Source organism: Rhodococcus sp. JS3073 (assembly GCF_026810085.1).
Lineage (GTDB): Bacteria > Actinomycetota > Actinomycetes > Mycobacteriales > Mycobacteriaceae > Rhodococcus_F > Rhodococcus_F wratislaviensis.
The window spans coordinates 856083-877628 of the sequence record NZ_CP113951.1 but is presented as its reverse complement, the minus strand read 5'-3'; the positions used below and the strand labels follow the sequence as shown (position 1 = coordinate 877628).

The 21546-nt window shown below is 69.3% G+C and carries 21 protein-coding genes; 16 read left to right on the top strand and 5 right to left on the bottom strand.

The genetic code is table 11. The features are described from left to right. The first annotated feature begins 56 nt into the window (after positions 1-56). The 4 genes from OYT95_RS04230 to OYT95_RS04215 are packed head-to-tail and all read left to right on the top strand — an operon-like array spanning position 57 to position 3922. Positions 57-899: an NUDIX hydrolase gene (locus OYT95_RS04230; protein WP_112299414.1), complete on the top strand. Its 843-nt coding sequence runs from the start codon at positions 57-59 to the stop codon at positions 897-899. Positions 900-956: 57 nt separating this feature from the next. Further along, positions 957-1736 (top strand): enoyl-CoA hydratase/isomerase family protein, encoded by a 780-nt coding sequence (locus tag OYT95_RS04225; RefSeq protein ID WP_037245385.1) that lies wholly within the window; start codon positions 957-959, stop codon positions 1734-1736. A 55-nt stretch (positions 1737-1791) separates the two neighbouring features. Continuing rightward, entirely contained in the window at positions 1792-2763 is a 972-nt protein-coding gene (locus OYT95_RS04220) for a class I SAM-dependent methyltransferase (protein WP_007296833.1), read from the top strand. A 1-nt stretch (position 2764) separates the two neighbouring features. Then, positions 2765-3922, top strand: a complete 1158-nt coding sequence (locus OYT95_RS04215) for a THUMP-like domain-containing protein (protein WP_268790853.1) — start codon at positions 2765-2767, stop codon at positions 3920-3922. A 39-nt stretch (positions 3923-3961) separates the two neighbouring features. Here the strand turns inward: OYT95_RS04215 and OYT95_RS04210 are convergent, their stop codons facing one another. After that, on the bottom strand, positions 3962-5269 hold the full coding sequence (locus OYT95_RS04210) for an outer membrane protein assembly factor BamB family protein (protein ID WP_268790852.1): 1308 nt from the start codon (positions 5267-5269) through the stop codon (positions 3962-3964). Between the two features lie 139 nt (positions 5270-5408). Here OYT95_RS04210 and OYT95_RS04205 point away from each other — a divergent pair, with 139 nt between their 5' ends. Both OYT95_RS04205 and OYT95_RS04200 read left to right on the top strand, forming a co-directional pair. Further along, positions 5409-6152 carry an acyltransferase gene (locus OYT95_RS04205; RefSeq protein WP_268790851.1) on the top strand — a complete coding sequence of 248 codons (744 nt, stop codon included), beginning with the start codon at positions 5409-5411 and terminating at the stop codon, positions 6150-6152. A 25-nt stretch (positions 6153-6177) separates the two neighbouring features. Further along, complete coding sequence (locus OYT95_RS04200) at positions 6178-6435, top strand: DUF3253 domain-containing protein (RefSeq protein ID WP_037245391.1); 258 nt, start codon at positions 6178-6180, stop codon at positions 6433-6435. Positions 6436-6443: 8 nt separating this feature from the next. On the opposite strand, the gene OYT95_RS04195 is transcribed toward OYT95_RS04200, so the two are convergent. The 3 genes from OYT95_RS04195 to OYT95_RS04185 are packed head-to-tail and all read right to left on the bottom strand — an operon-like array spanning position 6444 to position 10107. Then, the gene (locus OYT95_RS04195) at positions 6444-7688 is read right to left on the bottom strand and encodes a glycosyltransferase family 4 protein (protein ID WP_268790850.1); all 1245 of its coding nucleotides are present in this window, start codon (positions 7686-7688) and stop codon (positions 6444-6446) included. Beyond that, positions 7685-9283 carry a 1,4-alpha-glucan branching protein domain-containing protein gene (locus tag OYT95_RS04190; RefSeq protein ID WP_037245395.1) on the bottom strand — a complete coding sequence of 533 codons (1599 nt, stop codon included), beginning with the start codon at positions 9281-9283 and terminating at the stop codon, positions 7685-7687. Before OYT95_RS04190 ends, OYT95_RS04195 begins: the two co-directional genes overlap by 4 nt. Then, complete coding sequence (locus OYT95_RS04185) at positions 9280-10107, bottom strand: class I SAM-dependent methyltransferase (RefSeq protein WP_037245398.1); 828 nt, start codon at positions 10105-10107, stop codon at positions 9280-9282. The genes OYT95_RS04190 and OYT95_RS04185 overlap by 4 nt, the downstream gene beginning before the upstream one ends. A 241-nt stretch (positions 10108-10348) precedes the next feature. Here OYT95_RS04185 and OYT95_RS04180 point away from each other — a divergent pair, with 241 nt between their 5' ends. The 9 genes from OYT95_RS04180 (at position 10349) to OYT95_RS04140 (ending at position 20069) form a co-directional block, all read left to right on the top strand. Continuing rightward, entirely contained in the window at positions 10349-11149 is an 801-nt protein-coding gene (locus OYT95_RS04180; RefSeq protein WP_037245401.1) for an electron transfer flavoprotein subunit beta/FixA family protein, read from the top strand. A 46-nt stretch (positions 11150-11195) separates the two neighbouring features. Beyond that, entirely contained in the window at positions 11196-12152 is a 957-nt protein-coding gene (locus OYT95_RS04175; protein WP_005240335.1) for an electron transfer flavoprotein subunit alpha/FixB family protein, read from the top strand. A gap of 134 nt (positions 12153-12286) precedes the next feature. Continuing rightward, positions 12287-13120 carry a GNAT family N-acetyltransferase gene (locus OYT95_RS04170; RefSeq protein ID WP_037245403.1) on the top strand — a complete coding sequence of 278 codons (834 nt, stop codon included), beginning with the start codon at positions 12287-12289 and terminating at the stop codon, positions 13118-13120. Continuing rightward, entirely contained in the window at positions 13117-14040 is a 924-nt protein-coding gene (locus OYT95_RS04165) for a lysophospholipid acyltransferase family protein (protein WP_037245405.1), read from the top strand. The genes OYT95_RS04170 and OYT95_RS04165 overlap by 4 nt, the downstream gene beginning before the upstream one ends. Before the next feature lie 17 nt (positions 14041-14057). Continuing rightward, the gene (locus tag OYT95_RS04160) at positions 14058-15278 is read left to right on the top strand and encodes a cysteine desulfurase family protein (protein ID WP_037245407.1); all 1221 of its coding nucleotides are present in this window, start codon (positions 14058-14060) and stop codon (positions 15276-15278) included. After that, positions 15278-16372, top strand: a complete 1095-nt coding sequence (mnmA, locus tag OYT95_RS04155) for a tRNA 2-thiouridine(34) synthase MnmA (protein WP_037245409.1) — start codon at positions 15278-15280, stop codon at positions 16370-16372. The genes OYT95_RS04160 and mnmA overlap by 1 nt, the downstream gene beginning before the upstream one ends. Further along, positions 16369-17391 carry a methionine synthase gene (locus OYT95_RS04150; protein WP_037245411.1) on the top strand — a complete coding sequence of 341 codons (1023 nt, stop codon included), beginning with the start codon at positions 16369-16371 and terminating at the stop codon, positions 17389-17391. The genes mnmA and OYT95_RS04150 overlap by 4 nt, the downstream gene beginning before the upstream one ends. Before the next feature lie 41 nt (positions 17392-17432). Beyond that, positions 17433-19523 carry an NAD-dependent DNA ligase LigA gene (gene ligA / locus OYT95_RS04145; protein WP_112299404.1) on the top strand — a complete coding sequence of 697 codons (2091 nt, stop codon included), beginning with the start codon at positions 17433-17435 and terminating at the stop codon, positions 19521-19523. 57 nt (positions 19524-19580) lie between these two features. Then, the gene (locus OYT95_RS04140) at positions 19581-20069 is read left to right on the top strand and encodes a GNAT family N-acetyltransferase (protein WP_037245415.1); all 489 of its coding nucleotides are present in this window, start codon (positions 19581-19583) and stop codon (positions 20067-20069) included. A gap of 52 nt (positions 20070-20121) precedes the next feature. On the opposite strand, the gene OYT95_RS04135 is transcribed toward OYT95_RS04140, so the two are convergent. After that, positions 20122-20772 carry an amino acid-binding protein gene (locus OYT95_RS04135; RefSeq protein ID WP_025432327.1) on the bottom strand — a complete coding sequence of 217 codons (651 nt, stop codon included), beginning with the start codon at positions 20770-20772 and terminating at the stop codon, positions 20122-20124. 204 nt (positions 20773-20976) lie between these two features. Here OYT95_RS04135 and OYT95_RS04130 point away from each other — a divergent pair, with 204 nt between their 5' ends. Beyond that, entirely contained in the window at positions 20977-21534 is a 558-nt protein-coding gene (locus OYT95_RS04130; protein ID WP_037245417.1) for an antibiotic biosynthesis monooxygenase, read from the top strand. Positions 21535-21546: the final 12 nt, after the last annotated feature.

Sequence of the window (21546 nt, the reverse complement as noted above, 5' to 3'; positions counted from 1 at the left end):
GTCACACGGGGGGACCGACTGCGACCCGCGTCACCCGGCGGCGTAGGTTCCGAGACATGGTCTCGAAGCAAGAGCAGGCGCCCCGCGACAGTACCGACGTGGCACCCAAGGACGCGTCCACCGTCATCCTCATCCGTGACGCCGCGGCAGACGTCGCGGCGCCCGGAATCGAGGTGTTCCTCCTCCGCCGGGTGAAGGGGATGGCGTTCGCCGGCGGCATGACCGTGTTCCCCGGCGGCGGGGTCGACCCGTCGGACGCCGACGCCGAGGTCGACTGGGCGGGACCGTCCGTCGACTGGTGGGCCTCGCGGTTCTCGACCGACCCGGCGCGCGCGAAGGCCCTCGTGTGCGCGGCGGTGCGCGAGACGTTCGAGGAATGCGGCGTGCTTCTCGCGGGACCGAGCGCGGACACGGTCGTGGCGGACACATCCCGGTACGCGCAGTCCCGCACACAGCTCGAGAAGCGCGAACTGTCGTTCAGCGACTTCCTGAAGCGCGAGAACCTCGTCCTGCGGGCCGACCTGCTGCGGCCCTGGGCGAACTGGATCACTCCGGTCGGCGAGGGCCGCCGCTACGACACGCGGTTCTTCGTCGCCGCCGCACCACACGGCCAGATCGCGGACGGGGCGACGTCCGAGGCCGAGGACGTGCAGTGGCAGAGTCCTGCCGCGGCACTCGCGCACTGGCAGGGCGGCGGAAGCATCCTGCTGCCGCCGACGTGGAGTCAGCTCACGGCGCTCAGCGCGTTCGGTTCGGTCGCGGAGGTGCTGGCCGCGGAGCCGGAGATCCCGGTGATCCTGCCGACGCTGATCACGGGCGAGGAGCAGCTCCGCGTGGAGTTCCCGGGACAGGACGGCTACTACGAAGCCGGTCCGCATCCGTGGGCGTCCCGCGACTGATCGCGATGCGGCGGGCCGCGAAACCGCGTCGGAGGCAGACAAGTAGCCTTTTGCCTCATGGCTGAGTTTGTCACTCTCGAGGTATCCGAAGGCATCGGCACGATCCGGCTCGCGCGCCCCCCGATGAATGCCCTGAACCGTCAGGTTCAGCAGGAGTTGCGGGCGGCGGCGCGGGAGGCGACCGTCAACGCCGACGTGAAGGCCGTCATCGTCTACGGCGGCGAGAAGGTCTTCGCCGCGGGCGCGGACGTGAAGGAAATGTCCGAGATGGACTTCGGGCAGATGTCCGACGTGATCGGCGACCTGCAGTCCGACCTCGCGGCGGTTTCCGAGATCCCGAAGCCCACCGTCGCCGCCATCACGGGGTACGCGCTCGGCGGCGGCCTGGAGGTGGCGCTGTCGGCGGACCGGCGCATCGCGGGCGACAACGCCAAGCTCGGCGTGCCGGAGATCCTTCTCGGCGTCATTCCCGGCGGCGGCGGCACCCAGCGTCTGGCCCGGCTGATCGGACCGTCCAAGGCCAAGGATCTGCTGTTCACCGGCCGGTTCGTCGACGCCGAGGAGGCTCTCGCGATCGGTCTGGTCGACGAGGTCGTGGCGCCGGACGACGTGTACGAGGCGGCCCGCACGTGGGCGTCGCAGTTCACGAAGGGTGCGGGCCGCGCCCTGGCTGCGGCGAAGGCCGCCGTGGACCGTGGGCTGGACGTCGACCTGGGTACGGGGCTCGCGGTGGAGCGTCAGCTGTTCACCTCGTTGTTCGCCACCCGGGACCGCACGATCGGGATGGAATCGTTCATCGAGAACGGCCCAGGTAAGGCTCAGTTCACGGGCGAGTAGTCTGGAGCCCGAAACTAGAACCTGTTCACTCTTACCAGCGAGTAGGATTTGCCGCATGACTGCAAGCGCCCATGACGACCCAGCTCCTCATCCGCACGCCACCGCCGAAGAGGTAGAGGCTGCGCTGAAGGACACCAAACTCGCCCAGGTGCTGTACCACGACTGGGAAGCCGAGACGTACGACGAGAAGTGGTCGATCTCGTACGACGAGCGGTGCATCGACTACGCGCGCGGACGTTTCGACGCCGTCGCGGGCGATCAGCCGCTTCCCTACGAGCGGGCGCTCGAACTGGGCTGCGGCACCGGATTCTTCCTCCTCAACCTGATGCAGGGTGGAGTCGCGAAGACCGGTTCGGTCACCGACCTGTCGCCCGGCATGGTGAAGGTCGCCCTCCGCAACGCCGAGGGCCTGGGATTGTCCGTCGACGGCCGCGTCGCCGACGCCGAAACCATCCCGTACGAGGACGACACGTTCGACCTCGTCGTGGGACACGCGGTCCTGCATCACATCCCGGATGTGGAGCAGTCGCTGCGCGAGGTTCTGCGCGTCCTGAAGCCGGGCGGGCGTTTCGTGTTCGCCGGTGAGCCGACCACGATCGGCAACTTCTACGCCCGCTGGCTGGGTCGCGCGACGTGGGAGGTCACCACCCGGGTCACCAAGTTGCCGTTCCTCGCCGACTGGCGTCGACCGCAGGCGGAACTGGACGAGTCCTCGCGCGCGGCCGCGCTCGAGGCCGTCGTCGACCTCCACACGTTCGATCCGAGCGACCTCGAGAAGATCGCGAAGTCGGCAGGCGCCGAGCAGGTTCACGCGGCCACCGAGGAATTCGCCGCCGCTCTGCTCGGGTGGCCCGTCCGCACGTTCGAGGCCGCTGTGCCGCCGGAGAAGCTGGGCTGGGGCTGGGGACGTTTCGCGTTCACCGGATGGAAGACGCTCAGCTGGGTCGACGAGAAGGTTCTCCGGCACGTGGTGCCGCGGGGGTTCTTCTACAACGTCATGATCACCGGCGTGAAGCCCGGCAACTGAATTGGGCTATGCGTTCACTCCCGGGGACGTGGAGTTCCTGCAGAGCCCGGACGGGGCGGCCGCTCTCGCGGAAGTGGACGGCCTCGCACTGACCACGTCTACGCGCCTGGCCGACATCGGCCGGGCGCGTACGCGTTTCGGCTCACACGGGGCGTTACTGGTGGAGACCGTGCTGTTGCGGCGGAAGGCTGCCGCCAAACTTCCCGGCACCGACACCTGGTTCTTCACGGACGATGCTCTGCAACAGGCGACGCCGCGGGTGGTCGCCGCGCACCGTGCGCTGCGGCTGAAGGACCGGGACGTCCACGACGTCACGTGCTCCATCGGTGCCGAACTGGACGCGGTGGTCGGGACGGCCGCGACCGTGATCGGCAGCGACCTCGACCCGGTCCGGCTCCTGATGGCGCAGCACAACGTTCCCGGGGCGGCCGTTCTCCGCGCCGACGCGCTGGTCCCGTGCACTCGCGGCACCGTCGTCCTCGCGGATCCGGCGCGACGGTCCGGCGGCAGGCGCACGCACGATCCCGCTGCGCTGGAACCGCCGCTGCCCGATCTGATCGACGCGTACCGCGGACGCGATCTTGCAGTGAAGTGCGCCCCGGGACTCGATTTCGACCGGCTCGGCTGGGACGGCGAAGTGGAGGTGGTGTCCCTCGACGGCGGCGTGCGCGAGGCGTGTCTGTGGTCGCCGGGACTGTCCGGTGCCGGTGTCACCCGGCGGGCGAGCGTGCTCGGCTCCGACGGCACCGCGTGGACGGTGACGGACGCCGAGGACGACGACATCCCCGAACGCGCACCGGGGCAATGGATCATCGACCCCGACGGCGCCGTCGTGCGTGCGGGCCTGGTGCGGCACTACGCCGCCCGGCACGGCCTGTGGCAGCTGGATCCCCGGATCGCCTATCTCACCGGCGATTCGGTTCCCGACGGCGTGCGGGGCTTCCGGATTCTCGAACAGGTGAAGTTTTCGGAGAAGTCGCTGCGGCAGGACCTGGCGCGGCACGACTGCGGGGTGGCGGAAATCCTCGTGCGCGGCGTCGACGTCGATCCCGCGGTCCTGCGTCCCAAGTTGAAGTTGCGCGGAAGTCGTTCGCTCAGTGTGGTGATCACACGGATCGGCCGAGCGGGCGTCGCCTTCATCTGCGCTTCGCGCCCGTGAGTACTTCTCAACCGCCGGACGTTGACAAGTACTCACGGGTCAGCGGAGGACGAACAGCTCCCCGAGCAGTGTCGGGGTGAGGACTTCACCCTTCGGCCCGATGGAGGTGCCGACCGTGAACCCCTTGGCCCCGGGCAGGGTGTCCTGGTCGAGGGTTTCACCGGTTCCGGTGTCGAACGTCAGCATCGCCAGTCCGTCCGTACCCTCGCGGACCACTGCGTAACCGGTCGACCCGGCCGTCTGTGCCGGGACGCCCAGCTGCAGCAGATCCTTCCGCTCCCAGACCAGTTCGGCGTGATCGCCCTTGTCCTGCAACGCCAGCAGGTGGCCGTCGAGTCCGCCCGCGGGGATGATCAGACCGTCCGCGGACGTGGACGGGCTGCCGGCGGCGGCGTACCCGATGTCGTAGCTCCACTTCGGATCGCCGGTCGCAGAATCGATCGCCCACAACGTGCCCCAGTTGTCGTTCGCGTAGACGACGGAGCCGTCGGCCGACAGATCGGGGCTGGACGCGCTGCCGCCCGGCAGAGTGTCGCTGGACCATTCCTGGGTGATCGCGGGGTTGTCGCCGCCGGAGTACTTCATCGCGACGAGTTCCGCCTCGGGAGCGCCGGGCGCGAAGAACGTGAAATAGAACTTGCCGGACTCGAGGTTTATGGCCGGCATATTGGCGACCGGGCAGTCGGGGGAGCCGAAGAAGCAGCCGTTGAGGCCCTTGTCGTCGGGCAGGATGTCGACGTTCGCGCCCTCGGCGACGGACGGCGGCGGGACGAGATCGTACGGTGCCACGACCTTCTGACCGGTCTGCGTGTTCACGACGTTGATCTGGCCGAGCTGGGTGATGAAGAGGAGGTTGCCGTCGCCGGTGAACTGCGCCGACAGCGGCGTCCCGACCACCGGTGTGCGCCAACGCAGCTGGCCGTACTCGTTGAACGAGTTGATGGCGCCGTTCTCGCCCACGTACACGTTGGCGGCGCCGTCGACGATCGGCGTGGACGCCACGACACCCGGCGCGAGCTGGCGGCACCAGCGTTTGCGGCCGCTGTCCATCTGGTAGGAGAAGAGGTTGCAGCCCTTCTCGGTGCGGGCCGTGATGAAGATCTGGCCGCTGGCGGCCACCGACGCGTAATTCGCGACCGGACCGCCGAGCGGGCGAGACCAGGCGAAGGAGATGTCACGGGAACCGGTGACGGGGCTGGTGTCGCTGTTGCGGGAGTCCGCGTGCATGCCGGGCCACCCGCCCGCGGAGAAGATGTCGTCGACCTGCGTTCCGCTGCTGCAGCCGCTGAGGACGACAGCCGAGATCGTCGCCAGCGCCAGTACTGACGAACGTAGGACCCGCCGCATTACATCTCCTCGTCTTCGATAACGCTCGGCCCAGAGACTATCCCGCCGAGGCTGCGCCGATCGGCACACCCCGATGCCGGTGTCGGAGTCCGGACACACCCGAACGGGGGCGCGAGCCGTGAACGTAGGCTGACAGGCTATGACGAGCATGTGGGGCGCACCGTTGCGTACGAGGTGGCGAGGATCCCGGCGGAGCGACAGCGAGCAGGCCCGCTTCGTGACACGCGACTCGCTGCGATGGGTGCTGGCGAACAAGGCGTACACGCCGTGGTACCTCGTGCGGTACTACAGGCTCGCGAAGTTCAAGCTGGCCAACCCGCACGTGATCCTGCGCGGCATGGTGTTCCTCGGCAAGCGGGTGGAGATCCATTCGACCCCCGACCTGTCGCGGCTCGAGATCGGCCGCTGGGTCCACATCGGTGACGGCAACGCGATTCGCTGCCACGAGGGTTCGCTGCGCATCGGCGACAAGGTGGTCTTCGGCAAGGACAACGTCGTCAACACGTACCTCGACATCGAGATCGGCGCGTCGACGCTCGTGGCCGACTGGTGCTACATCACCGACTTCGACCACCGTATGGACGACGTGAACGTCCCGATCAAGGATCAGGGCATCGTGAAGGGCCCGGTCCGGATCGGACCCGACACGTGGGTGGCGGCCAAGGTCACGGTTCTCCGCAACACGCGGGTGGGGCGGGGCTGTGTCCTCGGCGCGCATGCCGTCGTGAAGGGTGACATCCCGGACTTCAGCATCGCCGTCGGTTCGCCCGCCAAGCCCGTGAAGAACCGCAAGGCCGAGTGGGAGGCGGGCGCGTCCGAACGCGCGAAGTACATCGCGGCCCTCGAAGACATCGCCCGGAAGAAGGCGGCGCAGGAGAACTGACCGGCGCGGTGGCATAGTCGGCATCATGACCGTGTCGGACAGCGAACTCGAGGAGCGCATCCGGGCGCTCCTCGACGCCCGGGCCGACAGTGCGAGCATCTGCCCGTCGGATGTCGCGCGCGCCGTGGCACCGGACGACTGGCGGCCCCTCATGGAACCGGTGCGGGAGGCCGCCCGGCGTCTGGCCGACGCAGGGGAAGTCGAGGTCACCCAGAAGGGCGCCGTGGTGGATCCGGGGTCGGCGCGGGGCCCGATCCGGATCCGGCGGGTGCGCACGGACTGAGCGCCACGTCAGCGGCCGGGCAGCGGACGCTCGGGAATCTCCGGTCTCGCCAACGGGTGCCGCACGCGACGCTTGGCGCCCGCGTAGACGTGGACGGTGTCCTCGGCCACCGTGTGCCAGTCGAAATCGGCGGTGAGGCGGTCGCGCGCGGCCACCGCGCGCTGCTGCGCCCCGGCGGGATCGTCGAGGACCTCCCGGACCGCGGACGTGAGCCCGGTGACGTCGCCGGGGTGGAACGACACGCCGGTCTCCCCGTCGACGACCGCTTCACCGAGGCCGCCGGCGGTGGACGCCACGAGCGGGGTTCCGGAGGCGGCGGCCTCGAGGGCGATGATGCCGAACGGCTCGTACCGGCTGGGCAGGACGATGGCGTCGGCGCCGTGCAGCCACCCGAGCAGTTCGATGTGGTCGAGGTTGCCGAGGAAGTTCACGGCGCGGGCGACGCGATGGGTGCGGGCCTGCTGGTAGAGCCAGGTGAACTGGGTGCCCTCGCCGGCGATCGACAGGGTCGTCCCGGGGTGGCTGCGGCGGATGCGGGGGAGCGCGGCGATGGCGTCCTGCACACCCTTCTCGTATTCGAGGCGGCCGACGAACAGCAGTTTCGGCGGACCGGACCGTGGCGCGCGCTCGCGGAAGCTCCAGGTGGTGACGTCGATTCCGTTGCGGATCACCGTGATCGGCGGGAGCTGCGGGCCGTAGAGTGTGGTCACTTCCTCCTGCATCGATGCGGAACAGGTGATGAGAGCGTCGGATTCGTTGGCCAGCCACCATTCCACCGAATGCACCTGCCGGTTGATCCGGCCGGACACCCAGCCGCTGTGCCGTCCGGCCTCGGTGGCGTGGAGCGTGGAAACCAAAGGGACGTCGTAGAATTCGGCCAACGCGATCGCGGGGTGGGCCACGAGCCAGTCGTGTGCGTGCACCACGTCCGGCTGCCAGCCCTCCCCGACACCCGGTTTGTGCAGGGCGACGCCGGCGCGCACCATCGCGTGCCCCATCGCGAGTGTCCACGCCAGCATGTCCTCGCCGAAGACGAAGTGCGCGGGGTCCTCGGCGACGGCGACCACCAGGACGCCGTCCTCGATGTGCGTGACGGTGGGATGGGTGGCGGCGTCGGTGCCCGACGGCCGCCGCGACAGCACCACCACTTCGTGTCCGGCCGCCGCGAGTTCGGTGGCCAGGTGGTGGACGTGGCGACCGAGACCGCCGACGACGACGGGTGGGTACTCCCACGACACGATCAGGATCTTCACGACGCTCCTCCCTCGGTGCCCGTCAGCCGCTGGTCCCTGCCGGGCAGACGGCGCGCGTCGAGCCCGGGGAACAGGCCGTCGGCGCGGTTCCATCCCTCTGCGAGTCGGTTCGCGGCCACCTCCTTGCCCGCCGAGACCGCGGCGGCGATCTCGCGGGTGGCGTGCGCGTGCTTGTGTGCCCGGTCGCGGGCATACCCGGCCGCCGAATCCTTGCTGACCATGAACGCCCAGTCGCTCGACACCGTCATGAGTGCCTCCCGCAGTATCTGATCGTTCACGCGGTTCCGGAGCGCGGGACGTCCGGGGGCGGTATCGGCGTCGTGGGTCTTGTCGACGGTGTCGAGGGCGGTCGCGACCACCTCGGAGTTGAGTTGCACCAGGTCCGACACCTGATCGTCGGCCCATACCCGCCAATCCTTGCCGGATCCCCACGACGAGTTCTCGAGCTGGACGGGCTCGCCCACATAGCCCTGCCTGCGGGCGTCGTCGAGGGTGCCGACCCGGATTCCGGCCTCGGGCAGCGCCCGCAGCACCTTCTCGAGCCATTCGGGGCCCTCGTGCCACCAATGCCCGAACAGTTCCGTGTCGAACGCGGCGACGACGAGCGCCGGCCGTCCGATGCGCTCGGACTCGCCGCGCAGCCGCTTGCGGACGGTGGCGACGAAGTCGGCCACGTGCCGATCGACCGCCGCCGACGCGAGCGCGGGGTCGTACGGCGCCTTGTCGGCCGAGTCGACCGTGCGGCCGGTGACCCGGGCCGGTTTGAGGCCCGTGTCGTGGTCGTACGTGTGGAAGTCGCGGTAGGCGCCGTGCCCGGGATAGCCCGACTTCGGGGACCACACCCGGTAGCTCACCTGCAGGTCTCGGCCGAACGCGACCACATCGGACTCACGGACCGGCCTGCCGAGCGACGTGTCGCCGCGCAGGGCGGGACCGTCGACCATGAAATGAGTGACGCCCGCCTCGGCGTATCCGGTCTCCATGCCGGGGGTGTACCCGCATTCGGGCCCCCAGATACCTGTCGGGGTGCAGTTCCACCGAGCGGCCGCGTCGGCGAGTCCCTCGCGGAGGGAGTAGGCGCGCAACCGCGGATCGAGCAGCGGCTGGAACGGGTGGGCCAGCGGGCCGCCGAGCAGTTCGAACGCTTCGCGGTCGAGAAGGTCGCGCAGGACGGGTGAGCCGCCGTGCCGCCAGCGCAGCTCGAAGTCGGCGAGTGCGGCAGCGGACGCGCGGTGCTCGCGGGCACCGAGATCGCGGTGCGCGTCGTCGGGCATGCCTGCCGCCTCGTGCGCGCGGATCTGCCAGTTCCCGAGCCAGTGGTGCATTCCCGCCAGACAGTGCGGATCATCGAGCTGAGCTGCGAGAACGGGGGTGATACCGAGGGTCAGCAGATGCGCGCGACCCTCGTCGGACAGTCGCCGCAGCATCGCGGTGAGGGGGAGGTACGACGCCGCCCACGACTGGTACAGCCACTCCTCGCCCACCGGCCACCGGCCGTGGTTGGCGAGCCAGGGCAGGTGGGAGTGCAGGACCAGGCAGAACATGCCCGGTTCCGTCGCGTCGCCCGCTCCGGTGCGGTTGTCGGTTTCGGTCACCGAACAGGATCTTTCACCGCGACGGCCACCAGGTCGAGGCTGTCGTCGATGTCGCCCTCGTGCAGGGCGAAATCGTCGACGGTGATGCCCTCGACGTCGCGGGTCAGTTCGTCGGGCCAGGGTTCACCGGCGAGTGCGCGGTCGATCTGCGCGCCGATGAAGGAGCCGCCGTGCTTCGCGTCGAGGGACTTCAGCCGATCGCCGTGATGGACGCCGGTCATGAGGGCGACCGTGAACCCGGCCTCCTCGAGGAGTTCGGTCAGCTCGGCCGCGTCGAGTTCGCGGGTGTGGAACGGATTGAGCGGCGTGTCGCGGCCCGGCGAGAACGTGATGCGGTTGGGGGTGCTGACCAGCAGTTCCCCTCCGGGCGTCAGCACCCGGAAGCACTCGCGCAGGAATTGGGCCTGGTCCCACAGGTGTTCGATCACCTGGAAATTGACCACGGTGTCGACGGATTCGTCGTCGAGGGGAAGCTCCGCGAGGTTGCCGTGCAGCATCTCGACGCGGGGGTATCGCGCACGCACGTGTTCGACTGCCGAGATGTCGTAGTCGAGTCCGGTGACGCTCTGTGCCACATCGGCAATCATGTTGGCGCCGTAGCCTTCTCCGGATCCGGCCTCGAGTACCCGGCGTTCCGCGCAGCGGGGGAGGAGGTCGCGGTAGACCACCTCGTGACGCCGGAACCAGTAGTTCTCCTCGGGGATCCCGGGCACGGTCCGCTCGCCCGTGAGGGGTAGTTGCTCGTCTCCGGTCGATGGCAATTGCTCGTGACCGTGCGGGGGCAGCGGTGCGTCCTCGCGGTCGCCGACAAATGATTCGCTCACCGCTGCGAGGTTAGTGCCACCGGCAAGGTCGCTCGTCCAGGTGGTCTACATCACAGGGATGAAATGCGCTTTCGGCCGTTATGGTGAACGAGACTTTCACGCAAGTTACCGACCGGTAACTTAACGTGGGGTAATCTGTCGCAGAGCCATCGTGCGACGAAATATCGACAACGAGAGCTCGGCCCACGCGGAGCAACTCACGATAACCACGCAAGAACACACAGGAGGTCGACGAAGACCCATGACGAACATCGTTGTTTTGATCAAGCAGGTCCCCGACACGTGGTCCGAGCGCAAGCTGACCGACGGTGACTACACGCTTGACCGCGAGGCCGCCGATGCAGTGCTCGACGAGATCAACGAGCGCGCCGTCGAAGAAGCGCTCCTGATCAAGGAGGCTCAGGGCGGCGAGGTGACCGTCCTCTCCGCAGGTCCGGACCGTGCCACCGACGCCATCCGCAAGGCCCTGTCCATGGGTGCCGACAAGGCAGTGCACATCAACGACCCGGCCCTCCACGGCTCCGACGCGGTGCAGACCGCGTGGACCCTGGCCGCGGCACTCGGACAGATCACGTTCGAGAACGAAGAGCCTGCCGACCTGATCATCGCCGGTAACGAGGCCACCGACGGCCGCGTCGGCGCCGTCCCGGCCATCATCGCCGAGTACCTGGGCATCCCGCAGCTCACGCAGCTGCGCAAGCTCACGGTCGCCGACGGCACCGTCACCGGCGAGCGCGAGACCGACGAGGGCGTCTTCGGCCTCGAGGCGAGCCTGCCGGCCATCGTCAGCGTCACCGAGAAGATCAACGAGCCCCGCTTCCCCTCCTTCAAGGGCATCATGGCCGCGAAGAAGAAGGAAGTCATCGTCTACACGTTGGCCGACCTCGGTGTCGACCCGGAGACCGTCGGTGTCGCCAACGCGGGCACCACCGTCACCGCCTCCACCCCCAAGCCCCCGCGTACCGCTGGTGAGCGCATCGTCGACGAGGGCGACGGCGGCAGCAAGATCGCTGCCTACCTCGTGGGCCAGAAGATCATCTGATCGCGCCCCTCTACGGACCAGCAGACACATACAGGGAGAGTTAGACATGGCAGAAGTACTGGTGCTCGTCGAGCACGCAGAGGGTGCGCTGAAGAAGGTCAGCACCGAACTCATCACCGCCGCTCGCGCGCTCGGTGAGCCGGCCGCAGTGGTCACCGGTCCCGCCGGTACCGCCGACAAGCTGGCCGAGGGCCTCGCCGCCGCAGGCGCGGCCAAGATCTACGTCGCCGAGTCGGACGACATCGACGGCTACCTGGTCACCCCGAAGGTCGACGTGCTCGCGTCGCTCGTCGAGTCGGCTGCGCCGGCCGCGGTCATCACCGCCGCCAGCGTCGAGGGCAAGGAGGTCTCCGGACGTCTTGCTGCCCGCATCGGCTCCGGCCTGCTCGTCGACGTCGTCGACGTCAAGTCCGACGGCAGCGCCGTGCACTCCATCTTCGGTGGCGCGTTCACCGTCGACGCCAAGGCCAACGGCGACGTCCCGGTCATCTCGGTCCGCCCGGGTGCCATCGAGGCGAAGCCCGAAGCCGGCGCAGGCGAGAAGGTTTCCGTCGAGGTTCCGGCCCAGGACGAGGGCGCCGTCAAGATCACCTCGCGTGATCCGATCGTCGGTGGCGACCGTCCCGAGCTCACCGAGGCGACCGTCGTCGTCTCCGGTGGCCGTGGTGTCGGCAGCGCCGACAAGTTCTCCGTCGTCGAGGAACTCGCCGACTCGCTCGGTGCCGCCGTCGGCGCCTCGCGTGCCGCGGTCGACTCGGGCTACTACCCGGGCCAGTTCCAGGTCGGCCAGACCGGTAAGACGGTCTCCCCGCAGCTGTACATCGCGCTCGGCATCTCCGGTGCCATCCAGCACCGCGCCGGTATGCAGACGTCGAAGACCATCGTCGCCGTGAACAAGGACGAGGAAGCCCCGATCTTCGAGATCGCGGACTACGGCATCGTCGGCGACCTGTTCAACGTCGCTCCGCAGCTCACCGAGGCTGTCAAGGCTCACAAGGGCTGATTCTCGACCGACGGCGGCCCCGTTCCCTTCCCGGGAGCGGGGCCGCCGTCGTATCTTCCGTCGTTCATCCGGGCTGCATCGACACGACACCCAGGCGATGCCCTCACGCCGCCCCTGCTCGGTAAACCTGCGCCATGACAACTTCGTCAGTTCTCCGCGCACCGAGTGAGACCGCCGATTCTGTTGTAACCGCACCCCGATACTCCCTGGTCGTCTCGTCCGACCGCGAACACCGCGTGGCCGCCCAGCGGCTGCGCTACCGCGTGTTCGCCTCCGAGCCCGGATTCTCCGTCCCCGCGCATGCGGACGCCCTCGACGCCGACCGGTTCGACGACTTCTGTGACCACCTCCTCGTCCGCCACGAGGCGACCGGCGAGTTCGTCGGGTGCTACCGCATGCTCCCGCCCGACGCCGCAGCCCAGGCCGGTGGCTACTACACCGCCACCGAATTCGACATCTCCGCTCTGGACCCCGTCGGCAACCGCATCGTCGAGATGGGCCGGGCGTGCGTCGACCCCGACCACCGCTCCGGTTCGGTCCTGAGCCTGATGTGGGCCGGGATCCTCCACTACCTGCAGCTCACTGGATACGAGTGGGTCATGGGGTGTGTCTCCGTGCCGATGCGGGAGCATCCGGATGCCGTGGCCGGTTCCAACGTCCGCGGGGTGCGAGACCTGCTGCTCCGCAAGTACGGCAACGACCCGGACTCACGGGCCGTGCCCAGGAACCCGGTGTTCGTCGACGGGCGGTCGCTCGACGAGATCGATCCGCCCGCCCGGCCGACCCTGCCGCCGCTGCTCCGGGGCTACCTGCGCCTCGGCGCCAAGGTGTGCGGTGAGCCCGCGCACGATCCGGAGTTCGGTGTCGCCGATTTCGTCGCCCTGCAGGGACTGCACGGCGCCAACGAGCGGTACCTCGAACGCCTGCGGTCGGCGTCGGCCACTCTCGAGGCGGGGGCACAGGCATGAGCACGGCCGTGTCCGAGTCGACCGGGGTGACCGTGCACTCGTGGATGCCGTCGAGTCCGTGCGGCGCGGGGTGTCTGCCTGCGGAGGCGAACGGAGTGTCGATCCCGACCGTGGTCGTTCGGTGGTGTCTCGTGGTGTCGGCCCTGGCGACGGCGCCGCTCCTGACCGCGGGATGGTTGCTGCCCCGGTCGTGGCGGACCGGTCTGCAGCGGCGGTACGCGGCGATCCTGTTGCGCTGCGTGGGAATCCGCCTCGTCGTCGTCGATCATCGCGGAAAGCGCCGCCATACCGGCGGGATACTGGCGGTGGCCGGCCACGTGTCGTGGACCGACGTACTGGTGCTCAGCGCACTCGCCCCGGCGAACTTCGTCGCCCGCGGGGATCTACTCGACTGGCCGGTTCTGGGATCGCTCGCGCGGCGGATGAGGGTCGTCCCGATCGAGCGGCAGAGCCTGCGGGCGCTCCCGGCCACGGTGGCGACGACGGCGGGCAGGCTGCGCGCCGGCGAACGAGTCGTGGCGTTCCCGGAGGGCACCACGTGGTGCGGACGGGCGTACGGCGGGTTCCGGCCCGCGCTGTTCCAGGCGGCGATCGACGCGGAATGCCCGGTCCAGCCGATCTCGCTGCGGTACACCGGCCGGGGCGGGGAGCTGACGACCGGGCCGTGCTTCGTGGGCGAGGAGACGATCGGTCAGTCGATCCGGCGCATCATCCGCCAGAAGGGGGTCATCGCGGAGGTCAGGCTGGCGCCGATCGAGTATCCGGGAGAGTGCCGCCGCGATCTAGCGGCCCGGTGTGAGCGCGCCGCGCGAGGCGACGAACGGATCGATCTCGCAGCGCACGACATCGTCGATCCGCTGCAGGGTGCGGTCGGGGTGGCGGCCGCGGGCATCGAGGCGGCGGAGCGTCTCGTCGCCTGAGCTATCCTGGTCACGTCATGACCTCTGCCCGCAGTGCCGATCACCCCGTCTACCTGGACCACGCAGCCACCACTCCCATGGTGCCCGCGGCCGTCCGGGCGATGACCGACATCTTCAGGACCGTGGGCAATGCGTCCTCGCTGCACGGTTCCGGGCGCGCCGCCCGCCGTCGCATCGAGGAGGCCCGCGAGTCCATCGCCGCCGCCCTCGGCGCCAGACCGTCCGAGGTCATCTTCACCTCCGGCGGCACCGAGAGCGACAACCTGGCCGTCAAGGGCATCTTCTGGGCCCGGCGCGACGCCGACCCGGGCCGGGTGCGGATTCTCGCCAGTTCCGTCGAGCACCACGCGGTGCTCGACGCGGTGGAGTGGCTCGAGAAGCACGAGGGTGCTCAGGTCACGTGGCTGCCCGTCGACGAACTGGGCCGGGTGTCCCCGCAGACGTTGCGCGACGAACTCGCCGTCCACGCGGACGAGACGGCCCTGGTCACGATCATGTGGGCCAACAACGAGGTCGGCACGATCATGCCGATCACCGAACTCGCTGCGGTCGCGGCCGAGTTCGGTGTGCCGATGCACAGCGACGCCGTCCAGGCCGTCACGCACATCCCCGTGGACTTCGCTGCGAGCGGGTTGTCCGCGCTGAGCATCGCCGCGCACAAGGTCGGCGGACCGCAGGGCGTCGGTGCACTGCTGCTGGGACGGCAGGTGCCGTGTGTGCCGCTGCTGCACGGCGGGGGACACGAACGCGACCTGCGTTCGGGTACCCCGGACACGGCGGGTGTCGTCGGCATGGCGGCGGCGCTGCGCGACACGACGGCCGACCTCGACTCCCGCGCGACGGACCTGACCGTGCTGCGCGACCGCCTGATCGAGCGCGTCGGCGAGACCGTTCCCGACGCCGTGCTGAACGGGCCGGTGGGCAGCGCGCGACTGCCGGGCAACGCCCACTTCACGTTCCCCGGCTGCGAGGGCGATTCGCTGCTGATGCTGCTCGACGCCGCCGGGATCGAATGTTCTACGGGCTCGGCGTGTACCGCCGGGGTCGCTCGTCCGAGTCACGTCCTGACCGCGATGGGCGTGGATTCGGCGACCGCGCGGGGATCGCTGCGCTTCTCGTTCGGGCACACGTCGACCGTCGCGGACGTGGATGCAGTCGTCGCGGCATTGCCGCAAGTTGTGGAGCGGGCCCGGGCCGCCGGGCTCGCCGGTGTCGGAGCGCGTGGAGGGGATCGTTGATGCGAGTACTGGCGGCCATGAGTGGCGGCGTGGATTCCGCTGTGGCGGCGGCCCGGGCGGTCGCTGCCGGGCACGACGTGGTGGGAGTGCATCTCGCGCTGTCCGCCGAGCCGGGCACGCTGCGGACCGGATCCCGGGGCTGCTGCTCCAAGGAGGACGCCGGTGATGCCCGGCGTGCCGCGGACGTGCTCGGAATCCCGTTCTATGTCTGGGATTTCGCCGACCGTTTCAAGGAGGACGTGATCGACGACTTCGTGGCGTCGTACGCCGCGGGGGAGACCCCCAACCCGTGCCTGCGGTGCAACGAGAAGATCAAGTTCGCGGCGCTCGCGGACCGTGCGATCGCCCTCGGGTTCGACGCGGTGGCCACCGGCCACTACGCGCAGCTCGAGAACGGCGTGCTGCGCCGTGCCGTCGACGCGGACAAGGACCAGTCGTACGTGCTCGGTGTGCTCACCGCCGAGCAGTTGTCGCGGGCGATGTTCCCGGTGGGGGACACACCGAAGGACCGGATCCGGGAGGAGGCCGCCGAACGCGGCCTCGCCGTGGCGAACAAGCCCGACAGCCACGACATCTGCTTCATCCCGTCCGGCGACACCCGCGCGTTCCTCGGCGCCCGAATCGGTGTCCGTCCGGGCAGTGTGGTCGACGCCGATTCGGGTGAGGTGCTCGCGGAACACGAAGGCGTGCACGGTTTCACGATCGGCCAGCGGAAGGGCCTCGGCGTCCAGGGTCCCGCAGCCGACGGGCAACCGCGGTACGTGACGTCGATCGAACCCGACACCGGCACCGTCCGTGTCGGTTCCGCACGCAACCTCGAAGTGCACGCGATCACGGCGGACCGCGCCGTGTGGACGTCCGGGAACGCGCCTGCCGGGCCGGTCGAATGCACCGTCCAGGTACGGGCGCACGGCGGGCTCGCCGAGGCCGTCGCCGAAGCGGTCGACGGCGGCATCGCCATCTCTCTTCGGGAGCCGCTGACCGGTGTCGCGAAGGGGCAGGCCGTCGTCCTGTACCGGACCGACCCGGCAGGCGACATCGTGCTGGGCAGCGGAACCATCTCGGGTACCGACGCGCGTCCGAACACGCAGTGACGCAGGGTATCTCACTGGCCGGGGCCGTCACCGGCGTCGGCTCGTGGCCGGGCACCGATCCGCGTGAAGCCGCCACGGTCGTCCTCGGCGAACTCGGCCGGCTCCCGCACCTCGTCGAGTTGCCCGCCCGTGGGCTCGGCGCCGACATGATCGGCCGGGCCAGCGCTCTGCTTGTGGATCTGCAACTGGACGTGTCCACGACGGCCTACCGTGTGGTGCAGCGTCGCGGCTCGGTCGCCAAGCGGGCGACCGACCTCCTGAACCAGGATCTCGACGCGCTGGAGGAGGCGTGGGAGAGCGCGGGCCTCGTCGGTGCCGACCACGTGGTGAAGGTGCAGTCGGTGGGCCCACTCACGCTGGCGGCCGAGGTGGAACTCGGCACCGGCCGGCGCGTGCTGACCGACCCCGGCGCGGTGCGCGACTTCGCCGAATCGCTGGGCGAGGGGCTCGCGCGGCACGCCGCGGAGGTCAACCGACGTCTCGGCGCGCAGGTGCTGGTCCAGTTCGACGAGCCACGACTGCCCGCCGTGCTGGCGGGCACACTGTCCGGCCGGTCGCGGCTCGAGACCGTGCGGGCGATGCCGGAACCGGAGGCGCTCGCCGTGCTCGAGGCCGCCCTCGCGGGCTCCGGCGCGGTGACCATGGTGCATTGCTGCTCCGGCGATCTGCCCACCGACCTCCTGCGGCGCAGCAGTGCCCGCGCAGTGGGTCTGGACGTGGCACAGCTGACGTCCGCGGACCTGGACGGCATCGGCGAGTTGCTCGATGCGGGCAAGGAGCTCGCATTCGGCCTCGTTCCGACCGACACTCCCGCTGTGCCTGCCACGTGGCGCGACCTCGCTCGACCTGCGGTGACGTTGATCGACCGGCTCGGATTTCCGCGCACGACGCTGCGGACCCAGGTCGCCGTGACTCCCGCCTGCGGGCTCGCGGGCGCCGATCAGTCCTGGAGCCGGGAGGCGCTGAAGTTGTGCTCCGAGGTGAGCAGCGCGTTCACCGATGACCCCGAATCGCTCTGAGTCCGGCGTTCGGTGTCGGCCGGACCGGTTAATCTTCGGTAGTGAGTGAATCGACCGAAGCCCCGACACCGGCCCCCGGACACGTCCGGGAGCACTGGAACGAGCTGGCCGAGGAAGTGCGACAGCACCAGTTCCGCTATTACGTCCGCGACGCGCCCATCATCTCCGACGGAGAGTTCGATGTGCTGCTGGGCGAGCTGAACGACCTCGAGAACCAGTATCCCGACCTGCGGACGCCCGATTCGCCGACACAACTCGTCGGCGGCGGTTTCGCCACCGACTTCGCCTCCGCCGATCATCTCGAGCGGATGCTCAGCCTCGACAACGTCTTCGCCACCGACGAACTGCGTACCTGGATCAGCCGGGTGGAGCAGGAGACCGGGCCCGACCTGCACTACCTGTGCGAGGTGAAGATCGACGGAGTCGCGCTGAACCTGGTCTACGAGAACGGCCGGCTCGTCCGGGCGGCCACGCGCGGCGACGGCCGCACCGGTGAAGAAGTGACCCTCAACGCGCGGACCATCGACGACATCCCGGAAAAGCTCACCGGCACAGACGAATACCCGGTCCCGGCGCTCCTCGAGGTGCGCGGCGAGGTGTTCTTCCGGCTCGAGGACTTCGCGGCACTCAACGCGGCGCTCGTCGAGGAAGGCAAGGCGCCGTTCGCGAATCCCCGGAACTCCGCGGCCGGGTCGCTGCGGCAGAAGAATCCGGCCGTCACCGCCCGCAGGCGCCTCGGGATGATCTGCCACGGCCTCGGCCGGAGCGAAGGATTCGAGCCGGTCTCCCAGTACGACGCGTACACGGCACTGGCGGCGTGGGGCCTGCCCGTGTCGACCCACACCGCCCGCGTCACGGGCGCGGACGCCGTCGTGGACAGGGTGCAGTACTGGGGCGAGCACCGGCACGACGTGGAGCACGAGATCGACGGTCTGGTGGTCAAGGTCGACGAGACGTCGCTGCAACGCCGGCTGGGGTCCACGTCGCGGGCGCCGCGCTGGGCGATCGCCTACAAGTACCCCCCGGAAGAGGCCACCACCAAGCTTCTCGACATCCGGGTCAACGTCGGTCGCACCGGCCGCGTCACCCCGTTCGCCTACATGGAACCGGTCACGGTCGCCGGCTCCACCGTCTCCCTCGCCACCCTGCACAACGGCTCCGAGGTCAAACGCAAAGGCGTGCTCATCGGCGACACGGTCGTGCTGCGCAAGGCCGGTGATGTCATCCCCGAGGTCCTCGGGCCCGTGGTCGACGCCCGGACGGGCGACGAGTACGAGTTCGTGATGCCCACCCACTGCCCGGAGTGCGGCACACTGCTGGCCCCCGCCAAGGAGGGGGACGCGGACATTCGCTGCCCCAACCAGCAGTACTGCCCCGCGCAGCTCCGGGAACGCGTGTTCCACGTCGCGGGCCGCGGCGCATTCGACATCGAGGTCCTCGGCTACGAGGCCGCCACGAGCCTCCTCGAAGCCAAGGCGATCGGCGACGAGGGCGACCTGTTCTCGCTCACCGAGGACGATCTGCTCAAGACGTCGCTCTTCCGGACCAAGGCCGGCGGGTTGTCGGCCAACGGCCGCCGGCTGCTCGACAATCTCGACTCCGCCAAGGACAAGCCGCTGTGGCGGGTGCTGGTCGCGCTGTCCATCCGTCATGTCGGTCCCACGGCGGCACGTGCCCTGGCCGGTGAATTCGGGTCGCTCGAGCGGATCCGGGAGAGCTCCGTCGAGGAACTCGCGGCAGTGGACGGGGTCGGCGGCACCATCGCCGCGGCCGTCGCCGAGTGGTTCGGCGTCGACTGGCACCAGCAGATCGTGGAGAAGTGGTCCGCGGCCGGGGTTCGCATGGAAGACGAACGCGACGAATCGATTCCGCGCAACCTCGAAGGCCTGTCGATCGTCGTCACGGGTTCGCTCGAGACGTTCTCGCGCGACCAGGCGAAGGAGGCGATCCTCGTCCGAGGCGGTAAGGCCGCGGGTTCGGTGTCGAAGAAGACGGCGTTCGTGGTGGTCGGCGAATCACCGGGTTCGAAGCACGACAAGGCCGTCGAACTCGGAGTGCCGGTCCTGGACGAGGACGGGTTCCGCCGACTGCTGGAGGGCGGACCGGACGCCGTCGCGGATTCCGGAGTGTGATCGGAACCTCACGCCCGCATTTTGGGCGGCGTGAGCCGTCCTGTCATAGTTCTGGACATGATCGAGATTCGGAATGCGACGCCGGACGACTACGAGGCCGTCGGTGACCTCACGCTGATCGCCTACGTGGGTGGCGGATTCGTCGAGGCGCACGATCCGTACACGAACCGGTTGCGCGACACCGCCGAGCGGGCGGAGAAGGCGGATGTGCGAGTGGCCGTGATGGAGGGCCAGATCGTGGGTTCCGTCACTATCGCGGAACCGGCTTCCCCGTACGCCGATGTCGCGCAGCCGGGTGAACTCGAATTCCGGATGCTCGCCGTGTCACCCGACGCCCGCGGTGCCGGGGTCGGGTCGGCGCTCGTGCGGCACGTGCTGGACACGGCATACGACCGCGGGGACCGCGCGGTCGTGATGTCCACCCAGCCTGACATGGAAGACGCCCGCCGGATCTACGACCGCAACGGTTTCGTGCCTGTGCCCGAACGCAATTGGGCACCAGTCCCCGGTGTCGAGCTGACCGTCCTGGTCCGCGAGCTCGTCTGAGGCGGCCACCGCCGGACCTCTCGGACCGGCGCGGTGGTCAGCTCAGAGGTGGTCAGCTCAGAACCGTCGCGATGATGCCGGCGAGGTAACCCAGCCGGGCGATCTCGGACGGACGGAATTCCGGGCCGCCGGGGCGGCCGAGCATCAGCACACGACCGGTCGTCCCGAGGGGAGCCGCCGCGAGTGTGGTGTTCATGTCACGCCACACCTGGGGGACCCAGTCGCCCTCGCCGTCGAGCGCGGTGGGTTTCTCCAGCGGCATCCACGGGATCTCGGTGGCGTGGGTCTCGGGAGCTCCCGAGCTGCCGACCACACGGTATGCGCCGTGCGGGCCGAGGTCGGCGACCACGGACCAGCCGACCCGGAGCACGCGCGGCGCCCCGTCGACGAGGACCTGCAGTCGATCGTCCGCCGCGGTGGCGACCTGGTCGATGAGCTCGAGCTCGCGGTGGGTGTCGAGGATTCCGGCGTACGGCCGGATGGAGTCGACGGTGACGCCGGGCAGGTTCTCGGCGGCGGTGATGAGGGTGTCGGGGAGCGATCCCGGCTCGACATCGACCACGAGGTCGTCGATGGCGAATCCGGCACCCCGTTCCACCACGTCGAGCGACAGAATGTCAGCACCCACCGAGCCCAGGGCGACGGCGAGAGAGCCGAGGCTACCGGGACGGTCGGGGAGCTGGACGCGAAGCAGATACGACACGTGCGTCCCTTTCACCACGAGATAGACGCGGGAGTACCTGCGACCCCCGTCGCTCACCATCCTTGCACTTTCGTTCCCGAGTATGCGGTCCCCCCTGCGGCTTCGCCGGGGACGGGACGGGGACTCGCAGGTCGCGCTCGATTCGTGACACTGCCGATACGGATTCGCCTCGTCCGCGAAACACGACAGCCCAAACATGGGTGCATGAACACCACGGCAACGGGAGTGACGACGTCCGTCTCGCGGCGGGTGGCGGCGGGCCGGGAACAGGAATTCCTGCGCTGGACGGACGCCGGCATGGCGATGGCGGGCACGTTCCCGGGGTTCCTGGGCGGGGGCTGGCTGCGTGCGGCATCCGATCCCGAGCAGTACCACGTGGTGTACCGGTTCGCGGACGAGGACACTCTCGACGCGTGGACGACGTCGCCCGCCAGGAAGGTGTGGGTAGGCAGGGGGACGGGCCTCGCACAGGACACGGTCACTCACCGGCTGACCGGGGTGGAGGGCTGGTTCGAACCGCAGTCGACGCTGACGCACGCCGTACGGGTGAGTGCACCTCCGCCGCGGTGGAAGCAGGCGGTCACCATCTGGCTCGGTTTCTTTCCGATCTCACTCCTCATCGCGATGTTCGTCACTCCCCGGCTCTCGGCGCTGGACGTGGTGACCCGCACTGTGGTGGCGTCGGTGGTCACGACTCCGGTGATGGTCTTCGTGGTTCTGCCGTTCCTGACGGGCAGGTTGCGGCGCTGGCTGCACGGCTGATCGGGCCACGCT